We start from the raw sequence: 24,967 nt of genomic DNA on the forward strand, positions 1-24,967 counted from the left end.
CGGAGCCGTGCCGTCCGGGCGACGACCGCCCGGCGAGGATGGTACGATCTTCCCGAGGACATTGGACGCGCAGAAGAAGCACCCTGGACACCAGAAGACGAGCGCCGCCCGCTCCCTTCTCGCGGCGTTCGCCGTCGCGGCACTCGTGCTCGCGCTCGATCAGACGGTAAAGAGCATCGTGCGCGGCTCGATGCGACTCGGTGAGAGCCTGGTCGCGATCCCCGGCGTGCTCGACATCACCTACATCGAGAACTCCGGCGGAGCCTTCGGCATCCTCGCCGGCCGTAGCGTGCTGCTCGTGGCCGGCAGCGCGGTCGCGGTGGGGTTCGTGCTCTGGATCCTCTTCTCTTTAGGCCCTTCGAAGGTCGTCACCCTCGGGTGCGGCCTCGTGCTGGGAGGCGCGGCAGGGAATCTGACCGACCGTCTTCTGCGCGGCGAGGTCACCGACTACCTCGACCTGCGCTTCTGGCCGCTCGAGCACTGGCCCGTCTTCAACCTCGCCGACACGGCCATCGTGGTCGGTGCGTTCCTACTCCTGATAGCCTCTTCCCGTAAGGAGCGGGCCTAGGACGGAGAACCCCCTCCTCGCGTTGTATCCTTCATCCGTGTGGAGGAAGCTCCCGCGAAGGGAAGGGAGGAGAGATGAGCCTTGAGAAGTACCGAGCCTTCCATCGCCGCTCGCTCGAAGATCGGGACGGCTTCTGGGCCGAGCAGGCACGGCTCGTGGACTGGCACACCGAATTCGAGCGGGTGCTCGACTACTCACGTCCGCCGTTCGCCCGCTGGTTCCCGGGCGGCGAGACGAACCTCTGCCACAACGCCGTAGACCGCCACCTCGAATCCCGCGGCGACCAGAAGGCCCTCGTCTACGTCTCGAGCGAGACCGGCGAGGAGAAGTCCTTCACCTACCGCGAGCTTCACGCCGAAGTGAACGCTTTCGCCGCCTCGCTCAGAGAGCTGGGCGTCGGGCGCGGCGACCGGGTGGTCGTCTACATGCCGATGATGCCCGAGGCGATCTTCGCGATGCTGGCGTGCGTCAGGATCGGAGCGATACACTCGGTCGTCTTCGGCGGGTTCGCTGCCGAGAACCTCGCCAGGAGGATAGACGACGCCCGGCCGAAGGCCCTGATCACGTCGGACGCCGGGATGCGCGGCGGCAACGTCATCCGCTACAAGCCGCTCGTGGACCAGGCGCTCGGGATGACAGAACACCCGCCCGGACACGTCGTGGTATGCAACCGGCACATCGACGAGAACCTGAACCTCGAGGAGGGCCGGGACCTCGACTACGCCGCGCTCAGAGAGAAGCACTTCGGCGAGGAGGTCCCGGTCGAGTGGCTGGAGTCGAGCGAGCCGAGCTACATCCTCTACACCTCCGGGACGACCGGCACCCCCAAAGGCGTCCAGCGCGACACCGGAGGATACGCGGTTGCGCTCGCCGCCTCGATGAGGCACGTCTTCGCCACCAATCCCGGCGAGACGATGTTCACCGCCTCGGACATCGGGTGGGTCGTGGGACATTCGTACATCGTCTACGGCCCGCTCCTGTACGGCCTCACCACCATCGTCTACGAGGGGCTCCCGGTGAGGCCGGACCCCGGGATCTGGTGGAGCATCGTCGAGGAGCACGGCGTGCAGACCATGTTCACCTCCCCCACGGCGATAAGGGCGCTCAGGAAGCAGGGCACCTCGTACATGGAGGAGCACGACACCTCCTCGCTCAGGAACCTGTTCCTCGCCGGAGAGCCGCTCGACGAGCCGACGGCCCGCTGGATCTCCGGGGCGCTCGGCGTCTCCGTGCGGGACAACTACTGGCAGACGGAGACCGGCTGGCCGATCCTGAGCGCGATGCTCCCCGGGCTCGAGGACGAGCCGGTGGTGCCCGGCAGCGCCGGCTTCCCCTGCTACGGCTACGACCTCCGGGTGATGCACGAGGTGAGCGGCGAGGAGGTCGGCCCAGGCGAGCGCGGTATCCTCGCGATCAAGGCACCGCTGCCGCCGGGGTGCATGTCCACCGTCTGGGGCGACGACGAACGCTTCGTCTCGACCTACTTCTCGAGCTTCCCGGATAAGGAGCTCTACTCGACCTTCGACTGGGCGATGCGCGCGGAGGACGGCCGCTACTACATGATGGGTCGCTCCGACGACGTTATAAACGTCGCCGGCCACCGGCTCGGGACGCGGGAGATCGAGGAGGCGCTGAGCGCCCATCCGGCGGTGGCGGAGGCCGCGGCCGTCGGCGTCGCCGACGAGTACCGGGGGCAGGCGATCTTCGCCTACGTCGTGCTGAAGGAGGACGCCGAGCCCTCCCCCGGGTTAGAGTCATCCATAAAGCAACTCGTCGCGGAGAAGGTCGGCACGGTGGCCCGCCCGCAGCGGGTACACTTCGTGGGGGCGCTCCCGAAGACGCGCAGCGGGAAGCTGCTGCGGCGCGGCATCCAGGCCGTGGCCGAGAGCCGGGACCCGGGCGACCTCTCGACGCTGGAAGACCCTTCGGCGCTCGAGGGAATCCGGGCCGCCGAACAGGAGAGAGCATGAGAGAGGAGTAACATGAGCCTGACGGAGAACGGGGCGGCACCCTCGCCGGGGGCCCGTTTGAGGCGGGCCTGGAGCGAGGAGAGGCCGCTGCAGGTCGCGGGCGTCATAAACGCCTACGCGGCTCTTCTGGCCGAGAGCGCGGGCTTCAAGGCCCTTTATCTTTCGGGGGCAGGGGTGGCGAACGCCTCGTACGGCCTGCCGGACCTCGGCATGACCAACCTGAACGACGTACTCTGCGACGCGCGCAGGATCACGGGGGTGACCGATCTGCCGCTTCTGGTCGACGCGGACACGGGCTTCGGGCCGGCGTTCGTGATCGGGCGGACGGTGCGCGAGATGATCCGGGCCGGCGTCGCCGGGATCCACATCGAGGACCAGGTGCAGGCCAAGCGCTGCGGGCACCGGCCCGGCAAGGAGCTGGTCGAGCCGGAGGAGATGGCCGACCGGGTGAAGGCGGCCACCTCGGCGAAGACCGACCCCGACTTCGTGGTGATGGCCCGCACCGACGCGGTGGCCGTCGAGGGGCTCGACGCGGCCGTCGGGCGCGCGAAGCTCTACCAGGAGGCCGGAGCCGACGCGATCTTCGCCGAGGCCGTAACCGGGCTCGAAGACTACCGGCGCTTCACCGAGGCGCTCGACGTCCCGGTCCTCGCCAACATCACGGAGTTCGGGAAGACACCGCTGTTCACCACTGCGGAGCTCGCGGAGGTAGGGGTCGGGCTAGCGCTCTACCCGCTCTCGGCCTTCAGGGCGATGAGCGCGGCGGCCCTGAAGGTCTACCGGACGATCCGCGAAGAGGGCACCCAGAAGGGCGTCGTCGGGGAGATGCAGACCCGCAGCGAGCTCTACGACTTCCTGGGCTACGAGGAGTACGAGAGGGAGCTCGACCGGCTGTTCGCGAGAGGCAGGGAGGGATAAGTTGGCAAAGAAGAGCGTCGGGCTGTCGGGGGCGATCGCCGGGGACACCGCGATCTGTACGGTCGGAAGCTCGGGCGACAGCCTGGAGTACCGCGGCTACCCCATAGAAGACCTCGCAGAGAAGGCCACCTTCGAGGAGGTGATGCACCTCCTCATCCGCGGGGAGCTCCCGAACGAGAGGGAGCTCGAGGAATACAAGAGAGAGCTCTCGGGGCTGCGGGGGCTGCCGGACGAGCTGAAGACGGTCCTGGAGAGGATCCCGGCCTCCACCCACCCGATGGAGGTATTGCGCACCGGCTGCTCGATGCTCGGGACGCTCGAGCACGAGGGAGAGGAGCGGGACGCGCGCCGGATCGGGGAGCGGCTCATCTCCTGCTTCCCCTCGATGCTCCTCTACTGGCACCACTTCGCCCACAGCGGCAAGAGGATCGAGACCGACACCGGGGAGGACTCCCTCGCCGGGCACTTCCTGCGCCTGCTGCACGGCCGCGAGCCCGAAGAGGAGCAGCGGCGGGCGGTCGACGTCTCGCTCATCCTCTACGCCGAGCACGAGTTCAACGCCTCGACGTTCACCGCCAGGATCATCGCCTCCACCGGCTCGGACTTCTACTCCGCGATAACCGGCGCGATAGGCGCGCTGCGCGGCCCGCTGCACGGCGGGGCGAACGAGGCGGCGATGGAGTTCATCGAGCGCTTCCGCACCCCCGAGGAGGCCGAGGAGGGCCTTTACGAGGCTCTCGCGCGCGGCGAGCGGCTGATGGGCTTCGGACACCCGGTCTACACCCGCGTCGATCCCCGCTCGGACATCATAAAGGGCTGGTCCAGGCGGCTCTCCGAGGGACACGAAGAGGGCTACCTGTACGCAGTGAGCGAGCGCATCGAGACGCTCATGCACGAGGAGAAGGGTCTCTTCCCCAACCTGGACTTCTACAGCGCCTCGGCCTACCGCTTCTGCGGCATCCCCACGGAGATGTTCACCCCGCTCTTCGTCTTCTCCCGCACCTCCGGGTGGTCGGCGCACGTCATAGAGCAGCGGGAGTCGGGGAAGATCATCCGCCCCTCCGCCAACTACACCGGCCCCGAAAGACGCGAGTTCGTCCCCCTGGAGGAGAGATAGATGGCGGATGAGGTCATAGATAGGATCTCGGAGTACGTCTGCACCTACGAGCCGGCCAGTCCGCTCGCGCGCGAGACCGCCCGCTACTGCCTGATGGACTCTTTGGGCTGCGCCCTCCTCGCGCTGCGCTATCCGGAGTGCGCCAAGCTGCTCGGGCCGGCGGTGCCGGGGACGGTGGTGCCGCACGGCGCGCGGGTGCCGGGGACCCCCTATGAGCTCGACCCCGTCAAGGCCGCCTTCGACATCGGCGCCTCCATCCGCTGGCTCGACTACAACGACACCTGGCTCGCCGCCGAGTGGGGCCACCCCTCGGATAACCTCGGCGCGATCCTGGCCGTCTCCGACCATTTGAGCCGCAAGAGGCGCGCGGAGGGCGGAGATCCCCTCCACGTGCGCGACGTGCTATCCGCGGCGATAAAAGCGCACGAGATACAGGGCGTCCTGGCGCTCGAGAACGCCTTCAACCGGGTGGGCATCGACCACGTGCTGCTGGTGCGGGTGGCCTCGGCGGCGGTGGCGACGCGCCTGTTCGGCGGCGGGCGCGAGGAGGTCGAGAGCGCCGTCTCCGGGGCGTTCATAGACGGCGGGCCGTTGCGCACCTACCGCCACGCGCCGAACGTCGGCAGCCGGAAGTCCTGGGCGGCCGGGGACGCCACGAGCCGGGGGGTGAGGCTCGCGATGATGGCCATCTCCGGCGAGATGGGCTACCCGAAGGCGCTCTCCGCCGAAGGGTGGGGCTTCCAGGACGCTCTTTTCGGGGGGAGGGAGATAAAGCTCGCCCGCCCGTTCGAGAGCTACGTCATGGAGAACGTGCTCTTCAAGATCTCCTTCCCCGCCGAGTTCCACGCCCAGACGGCGGCCGAGGCCGCCATCCGGCTGAACCCGGAGGTGAGGGATCGGCTGGAGGAGATCGAACGCGTCGAGATCACGACGCAGGAGTCGGCGATGAGGATCATCGCCAAGGAGGGGCCGCTCAACAACCCGGCCGACCGCGACCACTGCATCCAGTACATCACGGCCGTCGGCCTGATCTTCGGCGAGATCACCGCCGACTCCTACGAGGACTCCTTCGCCGAAGACCCCCGCATAGACGAGCTGCGGGCGAAGACGACCGTGAAAGAGGACGAACGATACAGCCGGGACTACCTCGACCCCGAGAAGCGCTCGATCGCGAACGCCGTGCAGGTCTTCTTCCGCGACGGCACCTCGACGCAGAAGGTCGAGGTCGAGTACCCCATCGGCCACCGCCGCCGCAGGAAGGAGGGCATCCCGCTGCTGGAGGAGAAGTTCCGCGCCAACGCCGCGACCCGGCTCCCCAGGAAGAAGCTCGCGGCGCTCGAGGAGCTCCTCTCGGAGCAGGAGCGGCTCGAGGAGACCCCGGTCGACGAGCTGATGGGTCTGCTCGCGCTGTAGGCGAGTGTGGTAGAGTACGGCGCATGCGCGATCCGGGACTTGCGGCGGTCTTGAGCCTCATCATCCCGGGGGTGGGCCAGTTCTACAACGGGCGTATCCTCGCGGGCATCCTGTGGCTGATCATCACGCCCGGGCTCTGGATCGGGACGGGCGGCCTCCTCGGGTGGGTCGCTCACGTCGTCTCGGCCTACACCGCCTACAGCTACGCCAGAAAGAACCCGGTCCGCTAGAGCCGGAACGGGCCCGGCAGCGCCTCCAGCTTCGGCACGACGACGCGGGCGATGCTCGCGAAGGGAGAAGGCTTGCAGGATTGTGCCACCCCCACGTCGGCCCGCACGCTGAGGAAGATGAAGGCGTCCTCGTAGCTCATCCCCCACTGCGAACGCAGGAGGGCGGCCGCCTCCCGGCACGCCTCGCGCATCGCCTCCGGGTAATCCGGGACGGTTCCGTGCGAGATCCAGGCGTCCCCGGTCTCGGAGACCGGCCAGTTCGCCTGCCGGCCCTCGAGGAGATCGAAGCGCACGGTCACCTCCCCGGCTATCTCGATGCCGGTGCCGCAGATCTCGCCGTCGCCCATGCTCGCGTGCATGTCCCCCACGGCGAACATCGCTCCCCGCTGGCGGACGGGGAAGTAAATCTTCGTCCCGACACCGTGCAGGTGGTCGTCGAGGTTGCCGCCGTGCCTGCCGGGCAGGGCGTTCTCGAGCGTCTCGCCGCCGGTGGCGACCCCCACCACCCCGACCATCGGCCTGGCGGGGAAGCTTATCCGGTCGTCGAAGCGCACGATGCCGTCCTCCACCGGCAGGATCTTCGTCACCGGTGCGTCGACCAGGTCTATGAGCTGACCGTAGCCGGGGATGATCGTCGCGACCCCCTGCCCGGCGGTCCGGATGTCGAGGATCTCGACGATCAGGCTGTCCCCCGGCTCCGCACCGCGCACCGCGACCGGCCCGGTGGCCGGGTTGACGCGCGAGAAGTCTATGTCGGTCACCAGATCGCCCTCGCTCCGTATCTGCCCGGAGAAGCAGTCCTGCGTCTCGAAGGTCACGACCTCTCCCGGGGACACCTCGAGCACGGGCTTCATCTCGGGCCCGAAGCTGAAGACGACCTGGTCCCGCGGGACGACGTGATCCACCGTGTAAGCCTGCTGCGCCATACTCCTCCTCTATTCCTTCCCTTCCTGACCGTCGGAGAGCCCGGAGAGCTCGACCCGCCTTCCCGTCATCCTGAGTACGATCACCACGACGACGCCTATCGCGAGCCAGATGAGCCCCACGGTCTTCGCCGAGGGGAACGCCTGCGAGAGGACGTAGCCGATGATCACGAGCCCTATCGCCGGGGAGAGGAGGTGCCTCCCCCACTTCCCGCTGCGCCGGCGCACCCCGAAGTAGTAGATGACCGATGCGTGCAAAAGCAAGAAGGCGAAGAGCGCCCCGAAGTTGACCAGCGTGCTGAGGAGCGTGATGGCGTTGCTCTGCGCCGAGGCCCACAGCCCCACGACGACGGAGACGCCCGCCACCAGGAACATGGCGTTCTCCGGCACCCGCCGGCGCGGATGGACGCGCGAGAGGATCCGCGGCAGCTGCCCGTCGCGGGCCATGCTGTAGAGCAGCCTGGAGGTGGCCGCCTGCGCCACGAGCGCGTCGGCGAACCCCCAGGCCACGGCGGTGGCGACCGCCGTGAGCACGGCGAGCCAGCGTCCGCCGGCGAAGCCCGCGACGTCGTAGAAGGCGCTGTCCTGCGCCGAGGGGGTGTTGATCAGGTGCTGGGGGTTCTGGACCAGGAGGGCCGCCACCCACGTCTGCACTATGAAGAGCGCCCCCGCGAGGAAGAGCGCGAGCAGGATCGAACGCCCTATCTGCCGCGCGTCCTCCCGGTTCTCCTCGGCGAGCGTCGAGATCCCGTCGAAGCCGAGGAAGCTCAGCACCGCGACCGAGACGGCGCCGAAGACCAGGTGCAGTGAGAACCTCCCGGGATCGTAGAGCGGATCGAACGAGAAGTGCACCCCGCCTCTGCCCGAGGCGATCGCCAGGATGCCGAAGACGAGGAAGATCGCCAGCACGATGAGCTCGGCGACGAGCATGATGCGGTTGGTCCGTGCGGTCATCTCGATGCCCAGGTAGTTGATGATCGTGTTGAAGACGATGAACGCGAGCACCCACGCCCAGATCGGGACGCCGGGGATCACGCTCTGCATTGCGGCCCCGGAGACCACGTAGAGCAACGTGGGCACGAGGACGTAGTCGAGGAGTATCCCCCACCCTGCGAGGAACCCCAGTGGCTGGGCGATCCCGCGCCCCACGTAGGTGTAGACGGAACCCGAGAGCGGGAAGGCCCGCGACATCTCGGAGTAGCTCATCGCGGTGAACACCATCCCGACCATGCCGATGACGTAGGCGAGGGCGACCATGCCCTTGGAGATGGCGTAGACGCTCCCGAAGATCCCGAAGGGGGCTATCGGGACCATGAATATGAGGCCGTAGATCACGAGATCCCACAACCCCAGCGAGCGCTTGAGCTCCTGCCTGTAACCGAACGACTCGACCCCTACCCTGTCTTCACTCATACGACCCGAAACCTCCCGCCTCCGGACGAAACTCCGTAAAACCCGGGCATCTTAGCACGCCGAAACACGCATCATCCATGGCCGAAAGCTAAAGTAATCTTCCTGCGCAGCCGAAAAGCTCCGTGAGTGCCCCGAGACGAGAACGAGAGGACCCTGCATGAAACCTATCCTCCGTCTGAGAGCCGCGACCATGACGGCGATCACCCTGCTCGCTTCGGCCCTGTTCACCCTCCAGGTCTCAGTCCCTGTACGGGCTACGACCGGCATCCCGGTCTGCGGGTCGGGCTACGGACACGGGGTCGGCCTCTCCCAGTACGGCGCCTACGGGCGGGCCGTCTCAGGCCAGGGCTATGCGCGGATCGTAAAAGCCTACTACCACGGCGTCCGCCTCACAAGATACGGAAACAACCCGCTGGTGCGGGTGCTGCTGGCAAGGAAATCCAGCGGTGGAGCCTATACCATCTGGGTCGCTCCGGGCGGCACGGCGAGGCTCGCCCCGTCCGGGACCGGCGTCTCCCTCACGCTCGGTCCCGGCGACTACCGGGTCGGGTACCTGACGAGCAAAGGGCTCTATCGGGTCACGAACCTCTCCTCTGGCAAAAAACTCGGTGACTACCGGGGTCCGATCATCTTCCGGAGAGCCTCGGGAGAATTCCTGCATTACGGGGGGAGAAGCTACCGGGGAGCGCTCATCGTCAGAGTCTCCGGCGGGAGCTTCTACCTGGTGAACCGGCTCGGACTGGAGGGGTACGTGAGAGGGGTCGTCCCGAACGAGATGCCCCCATCCTGGCCCCAGGCCGCGCTCGAGGCCCAGGCGGTCGCGAGCCGCTCCTACGCCCGCTCGGCGCTGGAGGCCCACGCGAGGGTCTTCGACCTCACCGGGAGCGACGAGAGGTACCTCGGAGCCTCCTCCGAAACTCCCTCGACGAACCACGCGGTGTCCAAGACGCGCGGGGTCGTGGCGACGTACGCCGGCAGCCCCATAAAGGCCTTCTACTACTCCTCCGACGGTGGCTACACCGAGGCTTCCTCCTACGTCTTCGGGCCGGAACCCTACCTGAAGGCGATGAAGGACACGACCCCCGCCGGTCGGCCGTACGACGCGATCGGCGGCTCTCCCTGGATGCGCTGGAGCGGCACGATCTCGCCGTGGAGCTCCCCAGGCCTCGGCATCGGCGCCATAACCGGCGTGCGGGTACTCGGCCGCTCCCCCTCCGGCAGGGTCACGAAGGTCGAGGTGGACGGAACGCAGGGCAAAAGGATCGTCTCCGGCGAGTACGCCGTGCGCTACGCCTTCTCCCCCGGAGATCTGATCCGCGCCGACGGCTCGATCTACCACGCCACATCACTCCCCAGCGCACGCGTCTCCTTCGGAGCCGCGTGCAGGGGCGGCTGAACCCCACCCCCATGTTTGAGCCCCACACCACCCGGGTACTCGTATGACAGGAACTGCCCCTCCGAGTGGGAGGTAAGGTCCGATGGACAGGAGAGGTTGACATAGGCTTTCCGGCATAGTCATGTGCTGCGGCGTATTGTCGCAGCGGGGCTGGGAGAGGGATCCCTTTCCCAGCCCTTTTCGTTCTCTCCAAACCCCCTGATGGATCTCCGGTTCTGTGTTAGGATAACCGCGTCCTGGGCCCGTAGCTCAGCTGGGAGAGCGCCGCCTTCGCATGGCGGAGGTCACGAGTTCGAGTCTCGTCGGGTCCACTCGAAAATCCCGGTAAACCAACCAGATTCTCCACCGTAACGGCAAGCCCCCGGAGGACTCCGGGGGCTTTGACAGCCCTCCCGAGATGAACCCCGGGACGTCTGTCCTCATCACCTCCGATTCACATCCTTTCACCATGACCGCACTCCCAACGAGTTCATCACACCCGCACCAGCAAGGATCAATCCCCCCGATCAGGCTTCGCTTGCACCCGCACACCAGCTGTGCTAATAATGATCGAAAATAATAATCTGTGGGGGATTTAGGGACATAAACGATATATAAAGACCAGCAAAAAGATCATGATGCAAGCGAGGTTACAGGAGGTCGTGGGGAAGGTGTCAGATCTCGTACCGGTAAGGTTGAGGTGTGGGGGTTTGGGCGAGCCGCTTGGCGTGGACGACCCGGCACCCGTACTGAGCTGGTCGATCGAAGCTTCCGGGAGAGGGAAACTGCAGAGCGCCTATCAAGTTCAGGTGGCTGGGAAGAGAGAAGACTTCACAGACGGAGAAAGTTCTCTTCGCTGGGATAGCGGCAGGGTGGAGACGGATGCTCCGCTCGCCACTTACGAGGGTCCGCACCTCGTCTCCGGCACACGATACTTCTGGAGGGTGCGCGTCTGGGACGAAAACGGGGAGCCCTCTGGATGGAGTGATATTTCGTACTGGGAGACCGGTCTTCTCGAGAGGAGGGACTGGGGAGGCTGCTGGATAGGATTAGGAGAAGACCCTTCCGCGGCGCACGAGCCCCCTACCGGAGAGAAGTTCGACGAGGTGGCCGCAGGACTCGCTCCGTCGCCGTACCTGAGGAAAACGTTCACGCTCGAGAAACCCGTACGGAGGGCGAGGCTCTACGCCACCGCTCGCGGGCTCTACGAAGCACATCTGAACGGGGAGCGGGTCGGAGATCATGAGCTGGCTCCTGGATGGACGGATTACCACAGGCGCATCCAGTACCAGACCTACGATGTCACGGGGTTGCTGAGGAAAGGCGAGAACGCCATCGGGGCGATACTGGGCGACGGCTGGTACTGCGGGTACGTCGGCTTCGACCCCAAGCGCCGGGGAGCGCACTACGGAGAGAGGCCGCAGTTCCTCGCCCGGTTGAACGTCGAGTACGAAGACAGCACCACGGTGAGCCTCACGACCGACGGCTCGTGGCGGAGCACGACCGGGCCCATCCTCCACTCCGACCTCCTCATGGGAGAGTGCTACGACGCCCGGCTGGAGATGGATGGTTGGGACGAGCCGGGCTTCGACGATTCGGGGTGGCTCCCGGTGAAAACGGAAGAGCTCGGGGACGAGATGCTCGTAGCCGAGCCCTCCCAGCCGATCCGGGTCACCCAGGAAGTAGGGGCGAAATCCGTGACCGAGCCCGCTCCCGGTGTCTACGTCTTCGACCTGGGGCAGAACATGGTCGGGCGGGTGCGGCTCAAGGTGCGCGGAGAAGCGGGGACCGGCGTGAGGCTGCGCCACGCCGAGGTGCTGAACCCCGACGGCACGATATACACCGAGAACCTGCGCACGGCCCGCCAGACCGACACGTATATCCTGCGAGGCGGGGGCGAGGAGGTCTACGAGCCGCGTTTCACCTTCCACGGCTTCCGCTACGTCGAGGTCAGCGGGTATCCTGGAGAGCCCCCTCTGGAGGCCGTGACCGGGCGCGTACTCCACTCCGACACACCGTTGGTGGGCAGCTTCGAGTGCTCGGACGAGACGGTCAACCGCTTGCAGAGCAACATCGTCTGGGGTCAGAGGGGGAATTTCCTCTCGGTCCCGACCGATTGCCCGCAGCGGGATGAACGCCTCGGGTGGCTGGGTGACGCCCAGGTCTTCATCCGTACTGCCTCCTTCAACGCCGACGTGCAGGCATTCTTCACCAAGTGGATGCGGGACGTCGTCGATGCGCAGTCAGCGAAGGGTGGCTTCCCCGACGTCGCACCCCGGGTCGTCACCCTGCGCGACGGAGCCCCGGCGTGGGGTGATGCTGGGATCATAGTCCCCTGGACCATCTACCGGGTCTATGGTGACGTCCGCATGATCTCAGCACACTACGGAGCGATGGAACGCTGGATGGACTACATCCGCGAGGCCAACCCGGACTACCTGCGCAAGAACCGCCTCAACAACAACTACGGCGACTGGCTCGCCCCCTTCGGCGACGACACGCCGAGGGAGCTCCTCGCCACCGCCTACTGGGCCTACGACGCGAAGCTCATGGCCGAGATGGCAGAAGCTATCGGCAGAGAAGAGGACGCCGCGAAGTACGAAAAGCTCTTCGAGAAGATAAAGAGGGCCTTCAACGAGGCTTACGTCACCCCCGAAGGGAAGATAAAGAGCGACACGCAGACGGCCTACGCGCTGGCGCTACACATGGATCTCCTGCCCGACGAGAAACGAGAGGGCGCGGCCTCACACCTGGTTGCGGCGATCGAGCGGGAGGACTGGCACCTCTCCACCGGGTTCGCCGGGGTGGGATACCTCCTGCCCGTTCTAGCGGAGACGGGACACGCCGACGTCGCATACCGGCTCCTGCACCAGGAGAGCTTCCCATCCTGGCTCTACACCATAAAGCACGGGGCGACGACCATCTGGGAGAGGTGGGACGGCTGGACCGAAGAGAAAGGCTTCCAGTCGCCCAACATGAACTCGTTCAACCACTACTCGCTGGGGTCGGTGGGCGAGTGGCTCTACAGGTACGTGGCGGGCATCGACGCCGCGGATCCCGGCTACGGGCATGTCGTGATCCGTCCGCGTCCCGGGGGGAAGCTGAGATGGGCCCGCGCGTCCTACGAGTCGGTGCGTGGTCCGATCACGAGCGCCTGGGAGCTCTCCGACGGCACGTTCCGCCTGCGGGCATCCATTCCTCCCAACACCACCGCGACCGTACATCTCCCCGCCACACCGGACCGGATAGAGGAGAGTGGCGTCCCCCTGCAGGAAGCCGAGGGTATCGAGGTGGTGAAGAAAGGAAAGGGCCACACCATCCTGAAGGTCGGATCCGGCGAGTACGAGTTCACCGCATCGTCGAACCAATGACGAGGGCACACATGCCCTCGGGGAAGGAGGAGACAACAAGAAACACTGTTTAAACCACAAGAAGGTTTGACGGGCCTCCCTGTTGAAAGAGACTGGGGAAAGGAAGGAGTCGAACTATCATGTCTGGCCCCGAAGAAGGGAACGGAAGGGTAGAAGAGCGGGTAACCCGCCAGCACTGGAGATGGACGGTCCTCGCCGGGATGGCTTCGTATCTCGATGCAGGATCCATCGTGGCGCTGGGTTCTGGACTGGCGCTGTGGCAGCAGCACCTGCACCTGAGCAGTTCAGCGATCGGAGCACTCGCGGCGATAGGTCCCAACGCCATAGGAGCGGCGATCGGCTCGTTCATCGGCGGCCGGCCCGGGGATCTCTTCGGGCGCAAACGTATATATCAGTACGACCTTTTGGTCTATGCGCTGGGCATTCTGCTGATCATTATCTCCGCCAACGCGCCGCTGCTGTTCATCGGGACCGTGCTCATAGGAGTCGCGGTCGGGGCCGATGTGCCGACTTCGCTCGCGCTGGTCGGAGAGTTCGCCCCGAGCAAAGCCCGGGGCAGGCTGATGGGGCTCACCCAGGTGGCGTGGAGCGTGGGGCCGGTAGTCGTTCTGGTACTGGCGTTCATATTCGCACCTTTCGGACTTACGGGAACCAGGATAGTCTTCGGACACCTCTTCGTAATAGCGCTCGTCACCTGGTATCTGCGACGAGGGCTCGTCGAGTCGGCCCGCTGGACCGCCGCCTCCGGCGCGGGCCAGACGCGCCGCACCTCGGCAGCCTCCGAACAGCCAGAGCTGGCGCCCATACCACAGCACGTCCAGAGCCATCTGCGCGGCCTGTTCAGCAGGGCGAACCTGGGAGCCCTCGCCTACACGGGCATCTTCTATACGTTCTGGAACCTGGCCGCGGGAACCAACGGTATCTTCTTCCCCTACATAGTGAGGACCCTCGGTGCAGAAAGTCAGGCATCGAGTGTCGGGCTGCAGGCGGTCGGCTTCGTGCTCACGGCGATATCCGTCTTCTTCATTTTCATGCCGTTCAATGATCGCAGCGACAGAGCACGGCGCGTAATATTTGGCACTGGAGCCATCATGTCGGTGGCTGCATTTCTGGCCTGGGTCATCTTCCCGCTCAACACCCCTACCGTCATAGCCAATATCGTCCTCTTCGGTCTCGGGGGCACGATAGCGGGAGAAGCCTTCTACAAGACTTGGTCGCAGGAGCTCTTCCCAACGCTGCTCAGGGGAACGGCGCAGGGGATCACGTTCGGGGTTGCCCGGGTGGTACTCGGGATATGGAGCTTCTTCTTGCCTACCATTGCGGCCACCGGCATCAAGCCCGCCGCCCTTCTGCTCACGGTCTTCCTCTTCATCAGCGGCGTCGTTGGCTTCTTCTTCATGCCGAAGACGGCCGGGAAGTCGCTGGAAGAGATAGAAGCAGAACGCAGTGACAAGGCGGCAGGCACGAAGGAAACCACACAAAGCGAGGTGAAGGGCTGATGCCACACGCCGGCCTTACAATCGGGTAGCGATGCCATCAGGGACCACGACATACCTCGCGGTGGACCTCGGGGCCGAGAGCGGGCGCGTCTTTCGCGCCCGCCTCAATGGAGGCCGCCTTTCTCTGGAGGAGGTCCACCGCTTCCCCAACGTCCCGGTCCGGCTGCCGGACGGGCTCTACTGGGACGCACTCCATCTTTTGCAGGAGGTGGAGCGGGGGCTCGCCGCGGCGGGCGGGAACCCGGCGAGCATCGGGGTCGACTCCTGGGCGGTGGACTTCGGGCTTCTCGCAGGAGGCCGGCTGCTTTCCTCCCCCCGGCACTACAGGGATCCGTACACGGACGGCACGGTAGAGGAGGCCTGCCGCAGGGTGCCGAAGGAGGAGATCTACCGCACGACCGGCATCCAGTTTCTGCAGATAAACACCCTCTGCCAGCTGCTCGCGCTGGAGGGCTCTCCCCTGATGGAAGCCGCGGAGACCCTGCTCATGATCCCTGACCTCATGAACTACTGGCTCTGCGGGGAGACGGCCTGCGAGGAGACCAACGCCTCGACCACCCAGCTCTACGACCCTTCGAAGAGAAGCTGGGCACGGGGGCTGATGGAGAGGCTCGGGATCCCGGAGCGTATCTTCCCGGATCTGGTACCTCCAGCCACCACGCTCGGTCGCCTCCTGCCCCACGTCCGGGAGGAGACGGGACTCGGGGAGGTCCCGGTGGTCACCGTGGCTTCACACGACACGGCCTCGGCGGTGGCGGCCGTCCCGGCGGAGACGGAGAGCTTCGCGTACGTCTCCAGCGGCACCTGGTCGCTGGTGGGCGTGGAGCTACCGTCGCCGGTGATGAGCGAGGAAGCGATGGAGGCCAACTTCACCAACGAGGCAGGCTTCGGCGGGAGGGCGCGCTTCCTCAAGAACGTGATGGGGCTGTGGCTGCTGCAGGAGTGCCGCAGGGAGTGGGCGCGCAGGGGAAAGGTGTACTCCTACGAGGAGCTCTGCCGTCTTGCGGGGGAGGCTCCTCCAGGTGGAGCGCTCGTGGACCCGGACGACCCTCTCTTTCTCACGCCGGGAGACATGACGGGGCGCATCGAGCGCTTCTGCGCGAAGAGCGGACAGAATCCACCCGAAGGAGTCGGCGAGGTGTGCCGGTGCATCTTCGAGAGCCTGGCGCTCAAGCAGGCGCTGGTGATCGAAGAGGCGGCGGGGATCACAGAGCGGGACCTCGAGGTGGTGCACGTGGTGGGCGGCGGCTCGCAGAACGAGCTTCTGTGCCGGATGACGGCGGAGGCCTCGGGACTTCCAGTGGTCTCAGGTCCGGTCGAGGCCACGGCCGCGGGTAACGCGCTCGTCCAGGCGTACGCCGCCGGAGAGGTGGAGTCCCTCGCACGGATGAGGGAGGTCGTCGCCCGCTCGTTCGGCCTCAGACGGTACGAACCGCAAGAGCCCGAGAGGTGGCATGCTCTGAAGGAACGCTTCGTGAAGATCGCAAATCGGAGATGAGGGAGGGTCTCGTGCAGGGTAGATCCAGGGAAGCCTACGAGAGGCTCGTAAGCTCCATCGCGGAGCGCGGGCTGGACCCGGAGGGGATAGAGGGGCGGCTGAGGGCGCAAAGGGTGGAGACCCCCTCGTGGGGCTACGGAAACTCGGGGACGCGCTTCAAGGTGTTCTCTCAGCCGGGGGTTCCCCGGGATCCGTTCGAGAAGATCGCGGACGCCGCGCAGGTGCACCGCCACACCGGCATCTCACCCTCGGTGGCGATACACATCCCGTGGGATGCGGTGGAGGACTACGGGGCTCTCCGGGAGCACGCGGAGTCTCTTGGAATGCGGATAGGAGCCGTGAACCCGAACCTCTTCCAGGATGAAGACTACAGGCTCGGGAGCGTCTGCAACCCGGACGAGAAGATAAGGAGAAAGGCGACGGACCACCTGCTCGAGTGCGTCCGGATAGCGAAAGAGGTGGGCTCGGAGGAGATCTCGCTCTGGCTCGCCGACGGGACCAACTACCCGGGTCAGGACTCGTTCTCGGAGCGCAGGGGCAGGATGCTCGGGTGCCTCTCGGAGCTCTACGACGCGATGCCGCGAGGGATGCGGCTTCTGGTCGAGTACAAACCGTTCGAGCCGGCCTTCTACCACACCGACATCCCGGACTGGGGGGCCGCGCTCACGATATGCCAGCGCCTCGGCGAGAGGGCGCAGGTTCTGGTGGACCTCGGTCACCACCTGCAGGGGACGAACATAGAGCAGATCGTCTCGCTGCTCCTCGCTGAGGGCAGGCTCGGGGGCTTCCACTTCAACGCCCGCAGGTACGCCGACGACGACCTGATCGTGGGCTCCACCAACCCGTTCGAGCTCTTCCTGATCTACGTCGAGCTCCTCGAGGCCGAGGAGGAAGGAAGGCACATCTCTTACATGATAGACCAGTCGCACAACGTCGAGCCGAAGATAGAGGCGATGATCCTCTCGGTCGTGAACCTGCAGGAGGCCTACGCGAAGGCCCTGCTGGTGGACCGCCGGGCGCTGCGCGAGGCCAGGCTCTCGGGGGACGTCCTCGGCGCGCACCGCATCCTGCAGGAGGCCTGCGCAACCGACGTGAGGCCGCTGTGCACGAAGGTGAGGGAGGATCTCGGGGCCTCGCCGGACCCCGTGGGCGCCTTCCGGGAGAGCGGGTACATGCAAAAGGCAACCGAGGAGCGCCGCGGGGGCACCCCCGCGGGCTGGAACTAGAGGGAGCGGAGGGAAGACATGGAGACGAGAATCGCAGCGACGACGGAGAACCTCTGGAGAAAGGAGGAAGCGGAGGGGCTCTCGCCCCTCGAGGAGCTCGCCTACCGCTCCAACCTGCTCGGCAGAGACCGCGCCGTGGCCAACTACGGCGGGGGCAATACCTCGGTGAAGACGAGGGAGCGCGATCACACCGGCCGAGAGATCGAGGTCATGTGGGTCAAGGGCTCCGGGTCGGACCTGGCCACCATAACGGCGGACCGTTTCACCGGCCTGAAGCTGGAGGAGGTCCTGCCCCTCTACGAGCGGGAGGAGATGGCCGACGAGGAGATGGTCTCCTACCTCTCCCGCTGCCAGCTCGCCCCGGAGATGCCCCGCTCTTCGATAGAGACCCTGCTGCACGCCTTCATCCCCCACCCCCACGTCGACCACACCCATCCCGACGCGATAAACATGCTCTGCTGCGCCAGAAACGGGAAGGATCTCGCCGCGGAGTGCTTCGGGGAGGAGGCGATCTGGATAGATTACATCCGCCCCGGCTTCACCCTCTCGAAGCAGGTCGGTGAGGCCGTGCGGGAGAACCCACGCGCCCGCTTCGTCCTTCTGGCCAAGCACGGGCTCGTCACCTGGGGCCAGTCCGGCGAGGAGTCCTACGCGAACACGATCGAGGCGGTAAACCGCGCCTCCCGGTTCGTCGCGGAGCGTGCGGCCGGTACGGAGCCCTTCGGCGGAGAAGCCATCCCCCCGCTGGAGGAGAGGGCGCGCGAGGAGCTGCTCTACCGGGTGCTCCCCGTCCTGCGCGGGGCGCTCTCGCAGGACGGACCGAAGATCCTCCGTTTCGACGCCTCGGACGAGGTACTCGAGTTCGTCTGCGGACGGGACTCGGCGGAGCTCTCGCAGGTGGGTGCCGCCTGTCCAGACCACCTGGTCAACACCAAGATGCGCCCGCTCTGGGTAGATTTCGACCCGCGGACCGGGGACGCGGACGAGCTCGCGGCGAAGCTGCCCGAGGTGGTGAGGAGCTACCGCGAGGAGTACAGGGAGTACTTCGAGAAGAACTCTTCCGGAGAGGAGAAGATGTTCGACCCCTCACCGCGGGTCGTCCTGATAGCGGGCGTCGGGATGGTCGCCTCGGGCGCGAACCTCAAGGCCGCCTCCCTCTCGAGGGACCTCTACTACCGGGCGATAGCCGTGATGCGCGGCGCCTCCGCCGTGGACGAGTTCGTCTCGCTCACGGAAGAGGAATCCTTCGCGGTCGAGTACTGGCCGCTCGAACTGTACAAGCTCACCCTGGCTCCCCCACCGGGGGAACTGGAAGGTCGCGTCGCGCTCGTCACCGGCGGGGCGGGCGGTATAGGGCGTGCCACGATAGACGAGCTCGCCGCAAAAGGGGCGTGCGTCGTCGCGGCGGACCTGGACGGGGCGGGTGCCGAGGAGGCCGTCGCGGAGCTCGACGGCACCGGCGAGGCGGTCGCGGTGGACGTGACCGACGAGGACGCCGTGGAGAGGGCCTACAGGAAGACCGTCCTCACCTACGGCGGGGTGGACATCGTCGTCTCGAACGCCGGGCTCGCCTCCAGCGCGCCCATAGAGGAGACGAGCGTCGAGCTGTGGGAGCGTGACCACCGGGTGCTCGCCAAAGGGTACTTCCTGGTCGCACGCGAGGCGTTCCGGGTGCTGAAGCGGCAGGGCGTGGGCGGGAGCCTCGTCTTCGTCGCCTCCAAGAACGCCCTCGCCGCCGGCAAGAACGCCTCGGCCTACTCCTCGGCGAAAGCGGCCGAGCTGCACCTGGCGCGGTGTCTCGCGGAAGAGGGCGGGGAAGCGGGCATCCGGGTGAACACGGTCAACCCGGATGCGGTGCTCCGGGGCTCGAAGATCTGGGGCTCGGAGTGGCGGGAGGGCCGGGCGCGCTCGTACGGCATCCCGCCGGAGAAGCTCGAGGAGCACTACCGCGAGCGCACCACCCTCAAGGTCAACGTCCTCCCCGAGGACGTGGCGCAGGCCGTCCTGCACTTCGCCTCGGAGAAGCGTTCGGCCAAGAGCACCGGCAACGTCCTCAACGTCGACGGCGGGGTGAGGGAGGCCTACCCCAGGTAGGCTAGACCCGCCTCACCCTGGTTCCGCCGGCGGCGATCTCCTTGAGCCTCTGCTCCGGCGCATCGGCGGCGAGGACGGTCGAGACCTCCGAGATGTGGGCGATGCGGTTCAGGCCCCTCTGGGAGAACTTGCCGCCGTCCACGAGCAGGATAGGCTCCTCGGAATGCAGGATCATGGCGCGCTTGACCTCGGCCTCCAGGGGGTCCGGGTCGGTGAGGTAGCCGTCGGGCGTGACGCCCTTGACCGAGACGAAAGCCCGGTCGGCAAAGTGGGCCTCGACATCCTCGGTGGCCCGTGGTCCCACGAAGGAGAGCGTCAGCTTGCGCAGGGTGCCTCCCACCCCGATCAGGGAGACCTTCGGAGCTTCGTCGGTGGTGAAGAGGGACATCACCGGCAGCGAGTTGGTCAGGATGGTCGCATCGAGCCCCTCGCGCAGGATGAGGCGCGCGGCGTAGTAGGCGGTGGTGGAGGAGTCCACGAAGAGCGTCTCGCCCGAACCCAGCATCCCGAGCGCCGCCCGTGCGAGCCTCTCCTTGGCCTCCCGCTCCTCTTCCAGCCGCCGCTGGAAGGAGTCCTCCCGCCGGGCGAAGCCGGGCAGCACGGCCCCGCCGTGGATCCTCTTCACCCTCCCCTCGTCCTCGAGGATGGCGAGGTCCCGGCGCGCGGTCATCGGGGAGATACCGAAGGTCTCCTCGAGCGCGGCGACCGTCACGCTCCCGGATTTGCGCACCATCTCGGAGATCATCTCCCGCCTCTCGGCGGGCATGACCCTGCGCCGCCTCTTCCCGTTCGCGTCTCCCCGCACGCTCATCCTACGACCACCACGGACGCGGACATCCGATGCTCCATGCACACATTCTACCGGATGCCCAGTGCCCTCACGTCTTCTCGAGCAGCCGAGAAAGCCCGGGGACGGGGTGTTCGATCAGGCAGGGGCCAGGCCCTGCTAGCCCACCGAGACCTCGAGGCTCTGGTATCCGGCGTCCCGGAAGGCGCCCACCACCCGGTCGGAGTCCTCGGGACAGAGGGCTATGACCGAGCCACCCCCGCCGGTGAGCTTGGCGCCGAGCGCCCCGTTGGAGCGGGCGATCTGGACGAGCTCCTCCATCTCCCAGCTCGAGACCTGCAGGGCGTTGAGGTAGCCGTGGCAGACGTTCATCAGCTCACCGAGGCGCTCCAGGTCGTAGGAACGGAGGGCCTCCAGGCCGTCGAGCGCCAGGCGGTCTATCTCGGCGAAGATGCTCTCGTAGAGGGTACGGTTCCTCTGCCAGGCCTCGCGCACCCTTCCGACGGTCCTGGCGGTGAGGCTCTCCTTGCCGGTGAGGCCTATGACCAGCGGCAGCGGCCTCGGCACCTCGACCTTCTGCATCAGCGGCGGCTCGCCCTCGCGTCCGCGCCGGTAGAGGAGGAACTCCCCGTAGGTGGCGAGCGTGTTGTCTATCCCGGAGGGTGTGCCGTGGGCCACCTTCTCGCACTCGAAGGCCAGCTCGTTTATCTGCTCGTCCGAGAGGCCGAGCGAGAACTGGTGGTCGAGCGCCCGGATGATCGCGACCGCCATCGCCGCCGAGCCGCCGAGGCCCATCGCCCGCGGGATCGTCGGGAAGACCTCGATGCGCATCGGTCGTCCGGTGAGCCCGAGACGTCCCAACACCACCTCCAGCGTGTGCTCGAAGGTGTCCTCCTGGCGGTCGTGCGGCCGCCGATCCGGACGCATGTGGTACTCGACGCCCCAGCGCGGGATCAGCAGGTCCACCCCATCGGAGGAGGTCTCGCGCACGCGGGCCCGGACGGCGAGCGGGATGGGGGCTGCGATCGCGTGGCTGCCGTAGACCACCGCCTGCTCGCCGAGCAGGATCACCTTCCCATGCCCCGAGAGGCGCGGGTCGGGTTCCTCCTCGGACTTCGCGCCGCCCGGCGTGCCGCCCAGGCTCGAGATTATCTCCTCCGCCTTCCACACCTTGATCTCGCCGGAATCGATCAGACGCTCGACGACCTCGTCGAAGATCTCGGGCGTCGCCCCGGCGGCCATCGCCACGCTCCTGGCGTGCAGCGTCATGTGGCCCCGCTGGATGCCCTCGGTCCCGAGCGCCCGGAGCGCCGAGAAGTTCTGCGCCAGCCCCACCGCACCCATCACCTCGGCCAGCTCCCGCGCGCCGCCGATCCCGAGCAACCGGTGGTTTATCCCGACGGTCGGGTTGGACTGCAGCGGCCCTCCGACCGTGCCAACCTTGAGCGGGATCTCGATCTCCCCGACGAGCTCACCGCCCTCTCCCTTGTACCAGCGGGTGAGCGAGCTGTAGCGCCCGCTGCGCGCCGCGTAGGCGTGGGCCGCGGCCTCTATCGCCCGCCAGTCGTTGCCGGTGGCGATCGCCACCGCGTCTATCCCGTTCATTATGCCCTTGTTGTGGGTCGCCGCCCGGTAGGGGTCCACGCTCGCGAAGTCGTTGGCCAGGATGATCGCGTCGCGCACGTCCTCGCCCCGGAAGCCCTTACCGGTGAGCCGCTCGGCCGGTATCTCGCAGCGCGCCCGGACCATCGAGCGGTCGGTGAGGTTCGAGAGGATGCGCAGGAAGACCCTGCCGCCGGTCATAGACTCGACGAGCCCGGCCACCCCCTCGCACATCGTGTTGACCAGGTTCGCCCCCATCGCGTCGCGGGTGTCGACCAGCAGGTGAACGACCAGCATGTCCCGACCGTCCGGCAGCCGGTGCTGGTGCACCTCCATGTCGCGGCACCCCCCGCCCCGTGCCACCATCTGCGGGTGCAGGCTGTCGGCGAGGTCCATGACCTCCCGCTTGCGCGAGAGCAGCTGGGACTTCGCCCGGGCGACGTTCGGGATGTCCACCACCTGCACCTGACCGATCAGGATAGGCTCGGTGGACTCCGCGGTGAAACCACCGGAGGCGCGCGCCACCTTCGCCGCCGAGGAGAGCGCGGCGACGATCGAGGGCTCTTCGACGACCAGCGGCACCACGTACTCACGGCCGTTGATCAGGAAGTTCAGCCCCAGCCCCACCGGGAGCCCCATCACCCCGATGACGTTCTCGATCATCTTGTCCGCCTTGTGCGGCGTGAGGGTGTGCTCCCCGCTCAAAAGAGCTTCGTAGTCCTCCTCGCCGATCCAACCGCGCTCCCGCAGAAGACGCAGCCGGTCGGATATGGAAAGCTTGTAGAATTCGGGAAAACGTGCCCGCTCACTCATCTATTCCTCCCCGATCACCTCGAGCCTGAGCCCGTCGTAGTCCGGCGCCAGCGGAGGGCAGAGGAAGCCAGCCCGCTCGAGCTTTCCGCGCGCGATCTCCAACCGCCCGGCCTCTCCGAACAGCGCCACGCCAAAATCCCCACCTCCGGCGCCGCAGGGCTTGTACACCCCGCCGGCACCCTCGACCACCTCCGCTATCTCGCGATGCTCGGCGGAGTAAATAGGGATTTTAGCCGCCGCCCCGAGCTCCTGCAGGGCACGAGCGTAGGCCGAGAATGCCTTCAAAGCCCCGTCCACCCCACCGTCGGCGATGGAAGCGGCCCCGGTCTCCGCGAGAGACCGCAGCTCGCGAAGCATCCTGCGGTATTCGTCGGGATTCTGCCTCCGCCAGGCATCGAGACGCGCCAGATACTCCCCGGTCGAGGACGGCGTCCCGGTCCAAACGAAGAGCCGGTGCAGGCCCTCCGGCCATCCGCAGCCCTCAATGCGAGGGTTGTCCTCGTCCAGGCGGTAGCGCAGACATCCGCCGTAGATGGCGGCCGCGAGATCCGCCCCGCTACCGCGCCCGTCCTGCAGCGCTCGGTGGATGTGCAACAGCTCCCCCATCCACGCCCCCCGGTCCTTCACCCTCACCCTCCGCCCCGACGCCGCCGTCAGCGCGGAGGCGAGCGCCACCGTCAGAGCCGCGCTCGAACCCAGCCCCAGCTTGCGCCTCTTGCCGTCGCGCACCGCGAAGAAGTCCGAGGTGTCGAGGGTGACCCTGATCCCACCCTCCGGCAAAAGCCCGCGCACGGCGAGGCCCTTGAGTACCTGATCCACGAGCGAGAGGCGCTTGCCCATGTCCGCCTCGGGCCAGACCGGCAACCCCGCCTCATCGAAGCGAAAAGCCACGCTCTTTTGCAGGACGTCCGGCGCGACCAGCTCCCATCCCGGCGTCGTGGCGGGCTCGACGACCGCCGAGGCCCGGGCATCGACCGCGAGCACCAGCGCCGGAGCCCCCTCCAGCACCGCGTACTCTCCGAGCAGGAAGAGTTTTCCGGGCGCCTCGGCGCGTACCTTCAACCTCTCACCACCGATTCAGGCTCTACGACCCGGGCGCCCTCCCCGATCCCGCTCCGGATCACCTCGAGCACCCCCCCGACCCCGCGCAGGGCCCTCTCGACTTCATCCGAGGCTCCGGGGAGACAAACGGCCTTGACCTGCGGCCCGGCATCGACGGTGAAGAAGACGGGAACCCCTTCATGCCGCAGGCCGCGTATGGCGTGGATGGCTTCGACGGTGGCACCGCTCCAGTATAACAACCCGGGGGAGGATGCCATCATGAGCGCGTGCATCTTCAGGCAGGAGCGCTCGGAGACCTCCGCGAGGGCTTCGAAGTCCTGCCGCAATATCGCCCCGCGCGCCGCGGCGAGGTCCTCCTCCTGCCCCTCCACCCAGGCCTCCCAGTAGGGTGAGGTGCGCGCGGTGTGCTTCATGCCCTCCGAGGAACCTTTCGGCTTGCTCCGGCGGGTGGTGATCGCGACGAGCACCGCAAGCGGCCACCCCCCGGGAGGAAGGAGCTGATGGGCGACCGAGTCGCTCCCGTCGGGTCGCTCCCCCCGGGGCCACTCCACATAACCCCCGAAGATCGAACGAGCGGCAGACCCCGAACCCCGTCGGGCTATCCCCGAGAGCTCGCGCTCGTCGAGACCCAGCCCGAGCGCTGCGTCGGCGGCCCGGACGAGCGCGGCGAACCCGGAGGCGGAGGAGGCGAGCCCGGCCCCGGTGGGGAAGTCGTTCTCCGACTCGACCCGGGCACACCAGCCCACCCCGGCCTTCTCTCGCAGAAGATCGAGACAAACGCTCACGCGCGCGGCGTCGGCCTCGCTGCCCCCGAGCCTCAGCTCGTCCCTCCTCAAGGCGGGATCGAACGTGACCCGCGTGCGCGTCGTGAGCGCGTCGAGGGTCACGGAGATCGACCCCACCGCCGGCAGGTTGAGCTTCTCGTCGCGCTTGCCCCAGTACTTGACGAGCGCGATGTTCGGGTGTGCCTCGGCGCACCCGATGATCGCCCCCTCAGAGGACATGCCCGCCCGCCACTCGGATCGTCCGGTCGATGATCCCGCAAATCTCCACCATGGAACCTTCTATACCCCCAAAGCGCGCGACGC

General features: G+C 66.9%; 18 protein-coding genes and 1 tRNA gene. 13 read left to right on the top strand and 6 right to left on the bottom strand.

The genetic code is table 11. The annotated features are described in order from the left end of the window. Nucleotides 1-7 precede the first annotated feature (7 nt). From lspA to AC6EKW_RS05260, 6 genes are all read left to right on the top strand, one after another. Entirely contained in the window at nucleotides 8-568 is a 561-nt protein-coding gene (lspA, locus tag AC6EKW_RS05235) for a signal peptidase II (protein ID WP_273887374.1), read from the top strand. 74 nt (nucleotides 569-642) lie between these two features. Beyond that, complete coding sequence (locus tag AC6EKW_RS05240) at nucleotides 643-2,538, top strand: propionate--CoA ligase (RefSeq protein ID WP_498513836.1); 1,896 nt, start codon at nucleotides 643-645, stop codon at nucleotides 2,536-2,538. Between the two features lie 12 nt (nucleotides 2,539-2,550). Next, a complete protein-coding gene (gene prpB / locus AC6EKW_RS05245; protein ID WP_498513837.1) occupies nucleotides 2,551-3,456 on the top strand; it encodes a methylisocitrate lyase in 906 nt (301 codons plus the stop codon). Between the two features lies 1 nt (nucleotide 3,457). Further along, nucleotides 3,458-4,573, top strand: coding sequence for a bifunctional 2-methylcitrate synthase/citrate synthase (gene prpC / locus AC6EKW_RS05250; protein WP_498513838.1), 1,116 nt, complete (start codon nucleotides 3,458-3,460; stop codon nucleotides 4,571-4,573). Next, nucleotides 4,574-5,986, top strand: coding sequence for a bifunctional 2-methylcitrate dehydratase/aconitate hydratase (locus tag AC6EKW_RS05255; RefSeq protein ID WP_498513839.1), 1,413 nt, complete (start codon nucleotides 4,574-4,576; stop codon nucleotides 5,984-5,986). 23 nt (nucleotides 5,987-6,009) lie between these two features. Next, nucleotides 6,010-6,216 carry a DUF5683 domain-containing protein gene (locus AC6EKW_RS05260; RefSeq protein ID WP_273843136.1) on the top strand — a complete coding sequence of 69 codons (207 nt, stop codon included), beginning with the start codon at nucleotides 6,010-6,012 and terminating at the stop codon, nucleotides 6,214-6,216. Here the strand turns inward: AC6EKW_RS05260 and AC6EKW_RS05265 are convergent. Beyond that, nucleotides 6,213-7,142, bottom strand: a complete 930-nt coding sequence (locus tag AC6EKW_RS05265; RefSeq protein ID WP_498513840.1) for an acetamidase/formamidase family protein — start codon at nucleotides 7,140-7,142, stop codon at nucleotides 6,213-6,215. The genes AC6EKW_RS05260 and AC6EKW_RS05265 overlap by 4 nt on opposite strands. Nucleotides 7,143-7,151: 9 nt before the next feature. Continuing rightward, nucleotides 7,152-8,552, bottom strand: coding sequence for an APC family permease (locus AC6EKW_RS05270; RefSeq protein ID WP_498513841.1), 1,401 nt, complete (start codon nucleotides 8,550-8,552; stop codon nucleotides 7,152-7,154). Between the two features lie 157 nt (nucleotides 8,553-8,709). On the opposite strand from AC6EKW_RS05270, the gene AC6EKW_RS05275 reads away from it, so the two are divergent. From AC6EKW_RS05275 to AC6EKW_RS05305, 7 genes are all read left to right on the top strand, one after another. Further along, nucleotides 8,710-9,948: a SpoIID/LytB domain-containing protein gene (locus tag AC6EKW_RS05275; protein WP_498513842.1), complete on the top strand. Its 1,239-nt coding sequence runs from the start codon at nucleotides 8,710-8,712 to the stop codon at nucleotides 9,946-9,948. Between the two features lie 238 nt (nucleotides 9,949-10,186). Continuing rightward, nucleotides 10,187-10,259: transfer RNA gene (locus tag AC6EKW_RS05280), tRNA-Ala, on the top strand. A gap of 306 nt (nucleotides 10,260-10,565) precedes the next feature. Further along, complete coding sequence (locus AC6EKW_RS05285) at nucleotides 10,566-13,298, top strand: family 78 glycoside hydrolase catalytic domain (protein ID WP_498513843.1); 2,733 nt, start codon at nucleotides 10,566-10,568, stop codon at nucleotides 13,296-13,298. Between the two features lie 119 nt (nucleotides 13,299-13,417). Further along, complete coding sequence (locus AC6EKW_RS05290) at nucleotides 13,418-14,797, top strand: MFS transporter (protein WP_498513844.1); 1,380 nt, start codon at nucleotides 13,418-13,420, stop codon at nucleotides 14,795-14,797. Nucleotides 14,798-14,828: 31 nt separating this feature from the next. After that, nucleotides 14,829-16,295, top strand: coding sequence for a rhamnulokinase (locus AC6EKW_RS05295; RefSeq protein ID WP_498513845.1), 1,467 nt, complete (start codon nucleotides 14,829-14,831; stop codon nucleotides 16,293-16,295). After that, entirely contained in the window at nucleotides 16,292-17,521 is a 1,230-nt protein-coding gene (gene rhaI, locus AC6EKW_RS05300; protein WP_420542031.1) for an L-rhamnose isomerase, read from the top strand. The genes AC6EKW_RS05295 and rhaI overlap by 4 nt, the downstream gene beginning before the upstream one ends. An 18-nt stretch (nucleotides 17,522-17,539) precedes the next feature. Next, nucleotides 17,540-19,615, top strand: coding sequence for a bifunctional aldolase/short-chain dehydrogenase (locus AC6EKW_RS05305; RefSeq protein WP_498513846.1), 2,076 nt, complete (start codon nucleotides 17,540-17,542; stop codon nucleotides 19,613-19,615). 1 nt (nucleotide 19,616) lies between these two features. On the opposite strand, the gene AC6EKW_RS05310 is transcribed toward AC6EKW_RS05305, so the two are convergent. The 4 genes from AC6EKW_RS05310 to mvaD form a co-directional block, all read right to left on the bottom strand. Continuing rightward, a complete protein-coding gene (locus AC6EKW_RS05310; protein WP_273887360.1) occupies nucleotides 19,617-20,426 on the bottom strand; it encodes a DeoR/GlpR family DNA-binding transcription regulator in 810 nt (269 codons plus the stop codon). 135 nt (nucleotides 20,427-20,561) lie between these two features. Further along, the gene (locus AC6EKW_RS05315) at nucleotides 20,562-22,817 is read right to left on the bottom strand and encodes a hydroxymethylglutaryl-CoA reductase, degradative (protein WP_273887359.1); all 2,256 of its coding nucleotides are present in this window, start codon (nucleotides 22,815-22,817) and stop codon (nucleotides 20,562-20,564) included. Beyond that, the gene (locus AC6EKW_RS05320; protein WP_273887358.1) at nucleotides 22,818-23,879 is read right to left on the bottom strand and encodes a mevalonate kinase family protein; all 1,062 of its coding nucleotides are present in this window, start codon (nucleotides 23,877-23,879) and stop codon (nucleotides 22,818-22,820) included. It lies immediately after the preceding gene. After that, nucleotides 23,876-24,883, bottom strand: a complete 1,008-nt coding sequence (mvaD, locus tag AC6EKW_RS05325) for a diphosphomevalonate decarboxylase (protein WP_498513847.1) — start codon at nucleotides 24,881-24,883, stop codon at nucleotides 23,876-23,878. The genes AC6EKW_RS05320 and mvaD overlap by 4 nt, the downstream gene beginning before the upstream one ends. Nucleotides 24,884-24,967: the final 84 nt, after the last annotated feature.

Source organism: Rubrobacter sp. M3-4 (assembly GCF_059772285.1).